This window comes from Aeromonas tecta, from assembly GCF_000820185.1.
Classification (GTDB): domain Bacteria; phylum Pseudomonadota; class Gammaproteobacteria; order Enterobacterales; family Aeromonadaceae; genus Aeromonas; species Aeromonas tecta.
Map to the genome: position 1 here is coordinate 30,736 of NZ_CDCA01000039.1, position 13,294 is coordinate 44,029.

The 13,294-nt window shown below is 59.0% G+C and carries 11 protein-coding genes; 5 read left to right on the top strand and 6 right to left on the bottom strand.

Annotation, left to right across the window (positions count from 1 at the left end; translation table 11 throughout):
• Window positions 1–563: aspartate-semialdehyde dehydrogenase (locus tag BN1137_RS18420; protein WP_157433845.1), on the bottom strand; the 563-nt coding region annotated here is incomplete at its 3' end.
• Between the two features lie 332 nt (window positions 564–895).
• Between BN1137_RS18420 and sugE the strand changes: the two genes are divergently transcribed.
• The gene (sugE, locus tag BN1137_RS18425; protein ID WP_050719990.1) at window positions 896–1,210 is read left to right on the top strand and encodes a quaternary ammonium compound efflux SMR transporter SugE; all 315 of its coding nucleotides are present in this window, start codon (window positions 896–898) and stop codon (window positions 1,208–1,210) included.
• Between the two features lie 307 nt (window positions 1,211–1,517).
• Here sugE and BN1137_RS18430 read toward each other — a convergent pair whose 3' ends face one another.
• Window positions 1,518–2,216, bottom strand: coding sequence for a B3/B4 domain-containing protein (locus BN1137_RS18430; RefSeq protein WP_050719991.1), 699 nt, complete (start codon window positions 2,214–2,216; stop codon window positions 1,518–1,520).
• 289 nt (window positions 2,217–2,505) lie between these two features.
• On the opposite strand from BN1137_RS18430, the gene ycaO reads away from it, so the two are divergent.
• The 3 genes from ycaO (at window position 2,506) to pflB (ending at window position 7,821) form a co-directional block, all read left to right on the top strand.
• Window positions 2,506–4,266 (top strand): 30S ribosomal protein S12 methylthiotransferase accessory factor YcaO, encoded by a 1,761-nt coding sequence (gene ycaO / locus BN1137_RS18435; protein ID WP_050719992.1) that lies wholly within the window; start codon window positions 2,506–2,508, stop codon window positions 4,264–4,266.
• Window positions 4,267–4,648: 382 nt separating this feature from the next.
• Window positions 4,649–5,497 carry a formate transporter FocA gene (gene focA / locus BN1137_RS18440; RefSeq protein WP_050719993.1) on the top strand — a complete coding sequence of 283 codons (849 nt, stop codon included), beginning with the start codon at window positions 4,649–4,651 and terminating at the stop codon, window positions 5,495–5,497.
• A gap of 41 nt (window positions 5,498–5,538) precedes the next feature.
• Window positions 5,539–7,821 carry a formate C-acetyltransferase gene (pflB, locus tag BN1137_RS18445; RefSeq protein ID WP_050720119.1) on the top strand — a complete coding sequence of 761 codons (2,283 nt, stop codon included), beginning with the start codon at window positions 5,539–5,541 and terminating at the stop codon, window positions 7,819–7,821.
• 685 nt (window positions 7,822–8,506) lie between these two features.
• Here pflB and BN1137_RS18450 read toward each other — a convergent pair.
• The gene (locus tag BN1137_RS18450) at window positions 8,507–8,962 is read right to left on the bottom strand and encodes a YcgN family cysteine cluster protein (protein WP_050719994.1); all 456 of its coding nucleotides are present in this window, start codon (window positions 8,960–8,962) and stop codon (window positions 8,507–8,509) included.
• A 493-nt stretch (window positions 8,963–9,455) separates the two neighbouring features.
• Here BN1137_RS18450 and BN1137_RS22590 point away from each other — a divergent pair, with 493 nt between their 5' ends.
• Window positions 9,456–9,668 (top strand): hypothetical protein, encoded by a 213-nt coding sequence (locus BN1137_RS22590; protein ID WP_157433836.1) that lies wholly within the window; start codon window positions 9,456–9,458, stop codon window positions 9,666–9,668.
• A gap of 225 nt (window positions 9,669–9,893) precedes the next feature.
• On the opposite strand, the gene sucD is transcribed toward BN1137_RS22590, so the two are convergent.
• The 3 genes from sucD to odhB form a co-directional block, all read right to left on the bottom strand.
• The gene (gene sucD / locus BN1137_RS18455; protein ID WP_050719995.1) at window positions 9,894–10,766 is read right to left on the bottom strand and encodes a succinate--CoA ligase subunit alpha; all 873 of its coding nucleotides are present in this window, start codon (window positions 10,764–10,766) and stop codon (window positions 9,894–9,896) included.
• Window positions 10,766–11,932 carry an ADP-forming succinate--CoA ligase subunit beta gene (gene sucC / locus BN1137_RS18460; RefSeq protein ID WP_042653609.1) on the bottom strand — a complete coding sequence of 389 codons (1,167 nt, stop codon included), beginning with the start codon at window positions 11,930–11,932 and terminating at the stop codon, window positions 10,766–10,768. Before sucC ends, sucD begins: the two co-directional genes overlap by 1 nt.
• Before the next feature lie 174 nt (window positions 11,933–12,106).
• The gene (gene odhB / locus BN1137_RS18465; protein WP_050719996.1) at window positions 12,107–13,294 is read right to left on the bottom strand and encodes a 2-oxoglutarate dehydrogenase complex dihydrolipoyllysine-residue succinyltransferase; all 1,188 of its coding nucleotides are present in this window, start codon (window positions 13,292–13,294) and stop codon (window positions 12,107–12,109) included.

Here is a 13,294-nt window from a genome sequence, read left to right on the forward strand (position 1 = left end):
ACCGCCACTTCGTCACGCAGCAGCCCCATCTGGGTGACCAACTCGCGCATGTGACGGGCGCCGCCACCGGAAGCGGCCTGATAGGTCGCCACGCTCACCCACTCCACCAAGTCGGCCTTGAACAGGCCGCCCAGGGCCAGCAGCATCAGGCTGACGGTACAGTTGCCGCCGACGAAGGTCTTGACGCCCTTGGCCAGCGCCTTGTCGATCACGTCGCCGTTGACCGGATCCAGAATGATGACCGCGTCTTTGTCCATGCGCAGGGAGGAAGCGGCATCAATCCAGTAGCCTTTCCAGCCGGCGGCCAGCAGGCGCGGATAAACATCCTTGGTGTAGTCGCCGCCCTGAGCGGTGATGATGATCTCCTGCGCGGCCAGCGCCTCGATGTCGAAGGCATCCTGCAAGGTGCCGGCATCGACGCCGAAGTTGGGGGCGGCCTCACCGGCCTGGGAGGTGGTGAAGAAGGTGGGCTGAATACGGGCAAAGTCTTTCTCTTCCTGCATCCGGCTCATCAAGACCGAACCCACCATGCCGCGCCAACCGACCAAACCTACTTTTTTCATAATGTCCTACCCTGGATAGCTGCTAAAGAAACTGTGTGTCACTGTGCGTAACCCCTTGCCGGACGCGGGTCCGTTCACAAGTTAGTCACAAGAATGTTTGCAAAAACTGCGTCTGTCCACATTACGGATTGTGGCGACAGGCGCAAGTCGAATTGCGCAATATTCTGTGTCGATTGGTGCAATATGCAGCGACCCTCCCCTGCCGTCGGCGGCCCTTGGCAGCCAGGCCCCCTTTGGGGCATGATGGGGCAGGTTGGCAGCCCTGCTGCCCCTCGGGGACGACCCCGAGGCACCTCCTCCCGCAGGGACGACCCTGCCCGCTGGAATTCACCATGCCCTGGTTACTCCTGCTACTGGCTGGCCTGTTCGAGGTCGCCTGGGCCATAGGCCTCAAATACACCGACGGCTTCAGCCGTCCCCTCCCCACCCTGCTGACCCTCTCTGCCATGGGGGTGAGCGTGTTCTTGCTCGCCATGGCGGTCAAACAGTTGCCGCTCGGTACCGCCTACGCGGTCTGGACCGGCATCGGCGCCGTCGGCACCGTGCTGATGGGGATCTGGCTGTTCAACGAACCCGCTACCCTGGCGCGGGTGCTCTGTCTGACGCTGATCGTGGGCGGCATCCTGGGGCTGAAGTTTATCGGCTAAGTAAAGAGAGGGGATCGGGCTCACCGCTCCCCTTCTCCATCCCCCGCTCCTCGGCCTGACCCGTGCCGACCGGCGTAATAACATGCCGATATATCACTGCCTGGATCGCTTTTACATCCTTCTTTATCTGTTTAATTAACAGAAATCAGCATCTTTATCTGCCTCTATGCTGCCGTTATCGAGGGGTCGACGCTCGGCAAGCCCCGAGCTGATATCCGCGATCCGCGCATATAAACATGGCCACCCAGGGTGGCCATCTTCTTCTTGCCTTTATTACGCCGCTTAGCTTACTTACGCCTCGGAAGCTTTATGCCTCCGCCAGGCTGCCGATCAGCTCATGCTCGATGCGGGCCTCCGGCATCATCTGTCTCAGCCCCTCGATCAGCCGATCGCCGGCCTCCTGCAGTGCCGCCAGCGGCATCGGCGGCAGGCTCTCCAGGATGAACCACATCTGGCCGGACTCGGCACTGAGCCGGGTTCTGACCCCCTGGCGCCAGTTCCAGCGCCGGCAGGTTACCCCTTTGTCGTCGCGCCACACCACTTCCCCCGGCTCCGGGCTCTCATGAGCGGGCTCTCCCTCTTTCATGGTGTCAAACAGCTCGCTGCCATCGGCGACGATGAGGCGCGGTGCCCCCTCATAGGCGGTGAGATCTTCGCCGCCGACCGGGATGGCGTACTCGATGCTGATGGCGTTGTAGAGATCCACCACGGGATCGATGCAAGGCAGCGCGCCGTCCCGCAGCACCCGCTTGCGCAGGGCCTGGGCCGAGCAAGGAAAACGCTGGGGCTTGGCACCGAAGCGCTTGAACACCTCGTCCCAGGCATTGAGGTGATCCTGCGCCCAGGGCGCCTCCCCCGCCGCCACCGACTGGCAGGCCCGTGCCAGCGCTCGCGTACCGACCTCGGCATCGACGATGGTGGCCCCCTCGACCAGAATGCTCAGGGCCCGAAATCCCGGCGCCAGGCTGGTTACCTCGGCATCGATCTGTGGTGTCATAAATGGCATAGCAACTCCCGATAAATTGGCTCTGGCGGCGGTAATCAGGGTGCGACCCGCAGCAACGTGTGGCGCTTATCCCCTGCCAAAGCAAGTGGCGCCCAATCATGGCCGGTAACGAGCCATAAAAAAAACTACTTTTTCTTAATATTGTTTAGAGAAACTAATGAAGAACCGGCATATCGGGCGTCGATAGCAGCGCGCAGCGCCCCTGCCATGGGATTGTCCTCGCCGCTTCTCCGCCGACTCATGCTATTATCTGCGGCCTAACATGAGTCAATAAAATCAGGATATTGTGATGACCGACCACACTTTTATTCCCGGCAAGGATGCGGCGCTGGAAGACTCCATCGAACGCTTCCAGACCAAGCTGCAGGCCCTGGGGTTTGATATCGAGGAGGCTTCCTGGCTCAACCCCGTGCCCAACGTCTGGTCCGTGCATATCCGCGACAAGGAGTGCGCCCTCTGCTTTACCAACGGCAAGGGTGCCAGCAAGAAGGCGGCGCTCGCCTCCGCCCTCGGTGAATACTTCGAGCGCCTCTCCACCAACTACTTCTTCGCCGACTTCTATCTGGGCGAGCAGGTCGCCAACGGCGACTTCGTTCACTACCCGAACGAGAAGTGGTTCCCCATCGAGGGGGATCAGCTGCCCACCGGTCTGCTCGACAGCTTCACCCGCAAGTTCTACAACCCAGACGGGGAAGTGACCGCCGACATGCTGGTGGACTTGCAATCTGGCAACGAGGGCCGCGGCATCGTCGCGCTGCCGTTCGAGCGCCAGTCCGATCACCAGACCGTCTACATCCCGATGAACATCATCGGCAACCTCTATGTCTCCAACGGCATGAGCGCCGGCAACACCAAGACCGAAGCCCGCACCCAGGGGCTGTCCGAGGTGTTCGAGCGCCACGTGAAGAACAAGATCATCGCCGAAGCCATCAGCCTGCCGGAAATTCCGAGCGACGTGATTGCCCGCTACCCCGGCATTGCCGCCTCCATAGCGGCGCTCGAAGCCGAAGGCTTCCCCATCTACAGCTTCGATGCCTCCTTGGGCGGTCGTTATCCGGTCATCTGCGTGGTGCTGCTCAACCCGAGCAACGGCACCTGCTTTGCCTCCTTCGGTGCCCACCCGCGCTTCGAAGTGGCGTTCGAGCGCACCGTCACCGAGCTCTTGCAGGGCCGTGGCCTGAAGGATCTGGACGTATTCGTGCCGCCCTCGTTTGATAACGAGCAGGTGGCGGATCACCACAACCTGGAGACTCACTTCATCGACTCCTCCGGTCTCATCAGCTGGGATCTGTTCAAGCAGGATGCGGACTTCGAGTTCGCCGACTGGGACTTCCGTGGCAGCTCCCAGGAAGAGTTCGATCACCTGATCGGCATCTTCCACGAGCTGGAGCAGCCAGTGTACATCGCCGACTACGAGCACCTTGGTGTCTACGCCTGTCGCATACTGGTGCCCGGCATGTCCGACATCTATCCGGTCGAGGATCTGCTGCTGGCCAACAACACCATGGGCGCGCACCTGCGGGAAGTGATCCTGGCGCTGCCGTCCCTGGAGTGGGACGCCGAGCAATACATGGCGCTGTTCGATCAGCTGGATGAAGAAGGCCACGACGAGCGCACCCGGGTGCGTGAGCTGCTCGGCATCGCCGCCGCCAAGGGCACCGCCCTGCACACCCTGCGGGTCGGCGAGCTGAAAGCCATGCTGGCGCTGGCCGCCGGTGAGCTGGAGAGCGCACTGGATCTCATCGACTGGACCATGGAGTTCAACCAGTCGGTGTTCCCAAGCGATCGCGCCAACTACTACCGCGCCCTGCGTGCCTGCGTCGAGCTGTTCCTGGACGAAGAGCGTGACCCCGAGCAGTACCGCCCGGTGTTCAGCCGCATGTTCGGTGAAGCGACCCTGGCCGAGGCGTGGGCCCACGCCAGTGGCGAGGCTCGCTTCCACGGGCTGGAGAGCGCGGATCTGTCCCTGTCCCAGTTCCCGCTGCACCAGAAGCTGCTGGCGGCCTATGAGAAGTTACAGAAGGCCAAACGAGCCCATTCTTGGGCCTGATGTGGTAATCTAACGAAGGGGCCTGATGGCCCCTTCTGTTTTATGGTCTACGCTTTGGCTGGTTGTTTTTCAGGGATGAAATAAAAAACAAAAAATACCTCTTAGGGGGTTGTTAACAGGGCCCGGTATGTGCTGCGTTGCTGCAAACATATCTTGCCGATATATTTTTGCCAAAAATAATTATAAACTGTTTAAAATCATGACGTTAAAAACAACACTGATTCTGTTTCACATGAAATCGGGTGTAAAGTCAAGCTTCCGGAGGGCTCAATTTTCTGTAGTAAAATTACATTCACAATATGTAATTCTTGATCCGAGTCAATTTTGGCGATCAGGCCCTTTGTTATGATTTCCACAGGCAAAATATGCAGGTACATGAGAATTGAAAGCAGAATCTCCCTTTGATTGTCTAAAGCCCGAAGCCATCGCCGCCCTGGCTGAAGACATTACCTATGCCAAGGCCACCAAGCCCGCATACAAGGTCATCCCCCTGGCCATCACCGCAGGCGCCTTCATCGCCCTCGCATTCGTGTTCTACATCACCGTCACCACCGGCAGCAATGGCATGTCCTGGGGCATGTCCAAACTCGTTGGCGGTCTGTGCTTCTCTCTGGGCCTCATTCTCTGCGTGCTGCTCGGTGCCGAGTTGTTCACCTCCACCACCTTGACCCTGGTCGCCAAGGCCGCCAACCGCATCAGCTGGGCTCAGCTGTTCAAGAACTGGGGCCTGGTCTACTTCGGTAACCTGATTGGCGGTCTCATCGTGGTGGCGCTCATCATCATGTCGGCCGAATACACGGCGGCGGATGGTCAGTGGGGCCTGAATGCCCTGAAAGTCGCCCAGCACAAGATCCACCACAGTTTCTTCGAGGCCGTTGCCCTCGGTATTCTCTGCAACCTCATGGTGTGTCTCGCCGTGTGGATGGCCTTTGGTGCCCGCAGTGCGACCGACAAGGTGATGGTCATGCTGCTCCCCGTCGCCATGTTCGTGGCCTCCGGTTTTGAGCACAGCATCGCCAACATGTTTATGATCCCGGTCGGCATCGCCATCCACGCGGTAGCAGGCCCGGAATTCTGGCAGGCCATCGGCCAGGATCCGGCAACCTTCGCCGACCTGACCGTATCCAACTTCGTTCTACACAACCTCATTCCGGTCACCATAGGTAATATCATTGGTGGTGGCGTGATGGTTGGTTTGACTTACTGGTTTATCTTCCGTCGCCATCATTAAGGATGGCGGCAGACACATAAATACCTTGAGAGGTAATGAAAATGGCAGAACTTAACGAACAGTTCCAAAAAGCATGGGAAGGCTTCGCAGCCGGTGAATGGCAGACCTCTGTCAACACCCGTGACTTCATCCAGAAGAACTACACCCCGTATGAAGGTGACGAGTCCTTCCTGGTTGGCGCGACCGAAGCTACCACCAAGCTGTGGGACAAGGTCATGGAAGGCATCAAGATCGAGAACCGCACTCACGCGCCGGTCGATTTTGATACTGACCTGCCCTCCACCATTACCGCTCACGATGCCGGCTATATCGACCAGAGCCTGGAGCAAATCGTCGGTCTGCAGACTGACAAGCCGCTCAAGCGCGCCATCATCGCCAACGGCGGTATCAAGATGGTCAAGACCTCTTGCGAAGTCTACGGCCGTCAACTTGACCCCATGGTCGAGAAGATCTTCACCGAATACCGCAAGACCCACAACCAGGGCGTGTTCGATGTCTACACCAAGGACATCCTGAACTGCCGTAAGTCTGGCGTCATCACCGGTCTGCCGGATGCCTACGGCCGTGGCCGTATCATCGGTGACTACCGTCGTGTTGCCCTGTACGGTATCGACTTCCTGATGGCCGATAAACTGGCCCAGTTCAAGTCCCTGCAAGCTGACCTCGAAAACGGTGTCAACCTGGAAGCCACCATCCGTCTGCGCGAAGAGATCTCCGAGCAGCACCGTGCCCTGGCCCAGATGAAGGTGATGGCTGCCAAATACGGCTGCGACATCTCCGTTCCGGCCAAGAATGCCAAAGAAGCCGTACAGTGGACCTACTTCGCCTACCTGGCGGCAGTCAAGTCCCAGAACGGTGCCGCCATGTCCTTCGGTCGTACCTCCAGCTTCCTGGACGTGTACATCGAACGTGACCTGAAAAAAGGCGTGATCACCGAGCAAGAAGCCCAAGAGCTGATGGACCACATGGTCATGAAGCTGCGTATGGTTCGCTTCCTGCGTACCCCAGAATACGATTCACTGTTCTCCGGCGACCCGATGTGGGCGACCGAGACCCTGGCCGGTATGGGCGTTGATGGCCGTACCCTGGTCACCAAGAACAGCTTCCGTATGCTGAACACCCTGTACACCATGGGCCCGTCCCCTGAGCCGAACCTGACCATCCTGTGGTCCGAGAAGCTGCCGGTCGGTTTCAAGAAGTACTGCGCCAAGGTATCCATCGAGACCTCTTCCGTTCAGTACGAGAACGATGACCTGATGCGTCCGGACTTCAACAACGATGACTACGCCATCGCTTGCTGCGTGTCCCCGATGATCATCGGCAAACAGATGCAGTTCTTCGGTGCTCGTGCCAACCTGGCCAAGACCATGCTGTATGCAATCAACGGCGGTATGGACGAGAAGCTCAAGATCCAGGTCGGTCCCAAGACCGAAATGGTCAAGGGTGAGTACCTCGAGTACAACGACGTGATGGACCGTCTGGATCACTTCATGGACTGGCTGGCCAAGCAATACGTCGCCGCCCTGAACATCATCCACTACATGCACGACAAGTACAGCTACGAAGCCTCCCTGATGGCGCTGCACGACCGTGACGTCTATCGCACCATGGCTTGCGGCATCGCCGGTCTGTCTGTTGCGGCTGACTCCCTGTCTGCCATCAAGTACGCCAAGGTCAAGCCTGTTCGTGACGAAGATGGCGTTGCCATCGACTTCGAAATCGACGGTGAATACCCGCAGTTCGGTAACAACGACGCTCGCGTCGATGACATCGCCTGTGACCTGGTCGAGCGCTTCATGAAGAAAATTCAGAAGCTCAACACCTACCGTGGCGCCGTGGCGACCCAGTCCGTGCTGACCATCACCTCCAACGTGGTGTACGGCAAGAAGACCGGTAACACTCCGGATGGCCGTCGCTCCGGCGCACCGTTTGGCCCAGGTGCCAACCCGATGCACGGTCGTGACCAGAAGGGCGCGGTTGCCTCACTGACTTCCGTTGCCAAGCTGCCGTTCGCTTACGCCAAAGATGGTATCTCCTATACCTTCTCCATTGTGCCGAACGCGCTGGGTAAAGACATGGAATCTCAGAAAGCCAACCTGGCTGGCCTGATGGATGGTTACTTCCACCATGAAGCCAACCTGGAAGGCGGTCAGCATCTGAACGTCAACGTGATGAACCGTGAAATGCTGCTGGAAGCCATGGAAAACCCGGAAAAATATCCGCAGTTGACCATCCGCGTATCCGGTTATGCCGTTCGCTTCAACTCTTTGACCAAAGAGCAACAGCAAGACGTCATCACCCGTACCTTCACCGCCTCTCTGTAATAGAGTCTCGGTGAACAAAAACCGGCGCCCAGGCGCCGGTTTTTTTATGGCTGTTTGCAGGTCGCCGAGCCGGTTGCCACCGTACAGTTCCACTGGCGTTGGCCCGCTGATTCATTGGTTCTGACCCGCAGGCTCTGGCCAGGCGTTAACGCCCATCACACCCCTCTCCACCCCCCTCCTCCGCTTTATGCACCGATGCGCTCACAAGGACTCAGGCACTCAGGCACTCAGGCACTCAGGCACTCAGGCACTCAGGCACTCAGGCACTCAGGCACTCAGGTACTCAGGTACTCAGGTACTCAGGTACTCAGGTACTCAGGTACTCAGAAAAGCAGAGCAGAACCATGCTCGGCCACCACGGGCTTTGCCTAGAAACCTCGATCTATTCCCTCTCCCCTTGGGAGAGGGCTAGGGTGAGGGGAAACCACTCTACATCGCTACAAGACGCCAGAAAGCAACAAGGGCAGCAGAGTGTGAACTCTGCTGCCCTTGTTATCTGGAAGCGGTTTAACGGAGACTGTCGGCGTTAGGGGCGACCTCTCGCGACCCTATGCTGCTTTTCTCATCATGAAGCTTTAAACTGCCTTTGCCGCCAAAAACTCATCATTTATATGCCATAAAAAACAGGGGCAGTGGAGTCTCACTCCCCTGCCCCTATTGTCAGCGATAAACGGCGATTTAAGGCTTAGCTCGCCCAGGTAATGATATGGTCAGCCCAATCGCCAGCCTGCGCCTCGTGGACTACCTTGCCGCGCACCGACTGGCCAGCCTGGTGCATGGCGCTGCGGCTGCCGGTGATCAGCGGATGCCAGACAGGCAGGGTATCCCCTTCCGCCAGCAGGCGATAGGCGCAGCTCGACGGCAGCCAGTCATACTCGGCAATCTTGTCGACGGTGATCTGCAGGCAGTCTGGCTCTTTTTTAAAGCGGTTGCCGTAGTCGGAGCACTGGCAGGTCTTGGTATTGAGCAGGTTGCAGGCGACGTTGGTGAACACCAGCTCCTCGGTATCCTCGTCGATGAGCTTGTTCAGGCAGCACTTGCCGCAGCCATCGCACAGGGACTCCCACTCGGCCATGGTCATCTGCTGCAGGGTCTTTTCCTGCCAAAAAGGAGTTGGCTGTATTTTTTCGACTTGCTGCATGGAAGGGGCTCGCTAAATAGACCAGGAAAGCGCGTGGTTATACGCTTTTTGGCCCGATTTTTCAAGTTAGATGGGGAGAACCCAAAGCAGCAGACAGGTCGAAAATGGTGGATACACATTGAGCATCGCTGCGTTCAGCGCCAACCTGCCAGGCCTGTCGAGGGTGGTCGAGTCAGCGAAAGACGAGACCACGCCCAGAACCCATTCCCCCTTGCCTGAGTGGATCAGCTTTCAATCGGCGAAGTTCACCGGACTGGCTCAGTGTTAGGTCGGCGCGGCATCTAAACAACCGATAACGAATCACCTTAACGATATCCACGCATTTTTTGGCAAATTTGCAGTGAGGTTCTGGCCGTTGAATTCGTAAAAGATTCCCGTCAGCAAGCCTCCAATGGCTACAGTGCTCATGCCCGTTGACCCACTGTGCCCCATCAACTGGACCTACACTGATTAGTCGCAAGTCCAGCCCGTTAGCTGGACAGAGGACGTTGTCATGAAGACGTTGAAACTTGCGTTGCTAATAGCGGCTCCGCTATTGCTCGCGTCCTGCTCCTCCTCGGATTTTCCGGGAGAAGCCCCCGCTGCTGGAGGTACCCTCCCATCTGGAGGAATGGAGCATCCTTATGGCAAAGGAGGTGGTCGTAATAACTTTGCCGCCACCCTCCCACAGCATGACCAGCAGGAGATTGCTGTTTTAACCGATTAAGTGCACAGCCCTGGCAGCTTCCCCAGGGCCCCTCTCAGGCCTCAGGCTATTGCTCATCAGACCGGATCTTGGCTCCATCCTTCCGGCCACCTCACCAGCCCGGTATCCCCCACAAAACGGGAAATAACGCCGATTGGCGCCGAGCGGCGCGACACCAACGTGTTCATCCCATAAAAAATGCCGCCCTAGGGCGGCATTTTTAGCAGAAGTAACGGGCTGAAAGACTTACCAGCCGGTCACTTCACGCAGGGCTTTGCCGATATCGGCAAGGGAGCGCACGGTTTTTACGCCGGCATCTTCCAGGGCGGCAAATTTCTCTGCTGCCGTGCCTTTACCACCGGCGATGATGGCGCCCGCATGACCCATGCGCTTGCCAGCCGGGGCGGTAACACCCGCGATGTAGGAGACCACCGGCTTGGTGACGTGAGCCTTGATGTAGGCCGCGGCCTCTTCTTCGGCGCTGCCGCCGATCTCGCCGATCATCACGATGGCTTCGGTCTGCGGGTCGTTCTGGAACATTTCCAGGATGTCGATGAAGTTGGAGCCCGGGATGGGGTCACCACCGATGCCGACGCAGGTGGACTGGCCGAAGCCCTCGTCCGTGGTCTGCTTGACCGCTTCGTAGGTCAGGGTGCCGGAGCGCGACACGATGCCGACCTTGCCTGGCTTGTGGATGTGGCCAGGCATGATGCCAATCTTGCACTCACCCGGGGTGATAACGCCCGGGCAGTTCGGACCGATCATGCGCACGCCGGTTTCCTGCAGCTTCACCTTGACCTGCAGCATGTCCAGGGTCGGGATGCCTTCGGTGATGGTGACGATAAGCTTGATGCCAGCATCGATAGCTTCCAGGATGGCGTCCTTGCAGAACGGGGCCGGTACATAGATGACGGAGGCGGTGGCGCCGGTCACTTCGACCGCGTCACGCACTGTGTTGAATACCGGCAGGCCCAGGTGGGTGGTGCCACCCTTGCCTGGGGAGACGCCGCCGACCATCTGGGTGCCGTAGGCAATCGCCTGTTCGGAGTGGAAGGTACCCTGACCGCCGGTGAAGCCCTGGCAGATCACCTTGGTGTCTTTGTTGATCAGAACGCTCATTATTTGGCCTCCGCTGCTTTGACCACTTGCTGCGCGGCGTCGGTCAGACTCGTTGCTGCGATGATGTTGAGGCCGCTGTCGGCCAGTTTACGGGCGCCCAGTTCGGCGTTGTTGCCTTCCAGACGTACCACGACAGGTACCTTGACCCCCACTTCCTTGACCGCACCGATAATGCCTTCTGCGATCATGTCGCAGCGCACGATGCCGCCGAAGATGTTGACCAGCACGGCTTGCACCTTGCTGTCAGACAGGATGATCTTGAACGCCTCGGTCACGCGCTCCTTGGTGGCGCCGCCGCCGACGTCCAGGAAGTTGGCCGGTGAGCCGCCGTGCAGGTTGACGATGTCCATGGTGCCCATGGCCAGACCGGCGCCGTTGACCATGCAGCCGATGTTGCCATCGAGGGCCACATAGTTCAGCTCCCACTGGGCGGCGTGCGCTTCGCGGGGGTCATCCTGGGAAGGATCGTGCATCTGACGCAGTTTGGGCTGACGGTACAGGGCGTTGGCATCGATGTTGATCTTGCCGTCCAGGCAATGCAGGTTGCCCTTGTCGGTGATGACCAGCGGGTTGATTTCCAAGAGCGCAAAGTCGCAATCCAGGAACATCTGACCCAGACCCATGAAGATCTTGGTGAACTGCTTGATCTGATCGCCGACCAGACCCAGCTTGAAGGCCAGCTCGCGCGCCTGGTAAGCCTGCGGGCCGACCAGCGGATCGATGGCCGCCTTGTGAATGAGTTCCGGGGTCTCGTGGGCAATCTTCTCGATGTCCACGCCACCTTCGGTTGAGGCCATGAACACCACGCGGCGGCTGCCACGATCGACCACGGCGCCCAGATAGAGCTCTTTGGCGATGTCGGTGCAAGACTCCACCAGGATCTTGGTGACCGGCTGACCGTTGGCGTCAGTCTGATAGGTCACCAGGTTCTTGCCGAGCCAGTGTTGGGCGAAGGCACGGATCTCGTCCTTGCTCTTGGCCAGTTTGACGCCACCCGCTTTACCGCGGCCACCGGCGTGGACCTGGCATTTGACGACCCAGGTGTTGCCGCCAATTTTGTCGGCCGCTTCGGCCGCTTCCTGCGGGGTGGCACAGGCGTAACCTTCGGAGACCGGCAGGCCATACTCGGCAAACAGCTGTTTTGCCTGATATTCATGCAGATTCATAGATGCTCTATCCGTGTTGTAGGTGTTTCCGTCCGGGGCTCGTTGTTTCTCAATCCCCTGTAAACGGGGCCTCGAGGGCCCCTCGTTATCTTTCTAATTTCGCTCAAACGTTCAATCGACGCTGAGTCGGATCGACCGGGGCGTCTGGCGCCTCGGCGATCCTCATCCTGCGACTCAGACGTCCAGCAACAGACGGGTCGGATCTTCCAGCAGCTCCTTGATGGAGACCAGGAAGCCCACCGACTCGCGACCGTCGACGATGCGGTGGTCATAAGAGAGGGCCAGGTACATCATCGGCAGGATCTCGACCTTGCCGTCCACCGCCATGGGGCGGTCCTGGATCTTGTGCATCCCCAGGATGGCGCTCTGCGGCGGGTTGATGATCGGGGTGGACATCAGGGAGCCAAACACACCACCGTTGGTGATGGTGAAGTTGCCACCGGTCAGTTCATCCACGGTCAGCTTGCCGTCGCGGCCCTTGCCAGCCAGGTCTTTGATGGCCTTCTCGATGTCGGCAAGGCTCATGTTGTCGCAGTCACGCAGCACCGGGGTCACCAGACCACGGGGGGTGGAGACGGCGATGCTGACGTCGAAGTAGTTGTGATAGACGATGTCATCGCCATCCAGCCCGGCATTCACTTCCGGGTAGCGCTTCAAGGACTCCACCACTGCCTTCACGTAGAAGGACATAAAGCCGAGCTTGATGCCGTGCTTCTTCTCGAAGATCTCGCCGTACTGCTTACGCAGCTTCATGATCGGCGCCATGTTGATCTCGTTGAAGGTGGTCAGCATGGCGGTGGTGTTCTTCGCCTCCAACAGACGCTCGGCGATGCGCTTGCGCAGACGGGTCATCGGCACGCGCTTCTCGGTGCGACCGGCCAGCGGGGCGATCGGCGCGACAGGCGCAGCGGCAACAGGGGCAGCCACAGGCGCCTTGCCCAGGTTCTTGATAAAGGCTTCCACGTCTTCCTTGGTGACGCGGCCGCCCTTGCCGGTGCCGCTCAACTTAGCGACATCGATGGCGTGCTCGGCGACCAGACGGCGCACGGACGGGCTCATGCCGTCGGTGCTGTCATCAGCCACGGCTTCCACCGGCTTCTCCTTGGTCTCTTCACCGGCCACGGGGGCGGGTTTGAGCATGGCGATCAGCTGGCGGGACAGCACGGTCGCGCCTTCGAGTTGCAGGATGTCACCCAGCACGCCGGCTTCCGGCGCGGGGACTTCCAGCACGACTTTATCGGTTTCGATGTCAACCAGCACTTCGTCACGGGCAACCAGATCACCCGGTTTCTTGTGCCAGGTGGCGATGGTGGCATCTGCCACTGATTCGGGCAGGTCCGGTACCTTGATCTCGATAGTCAT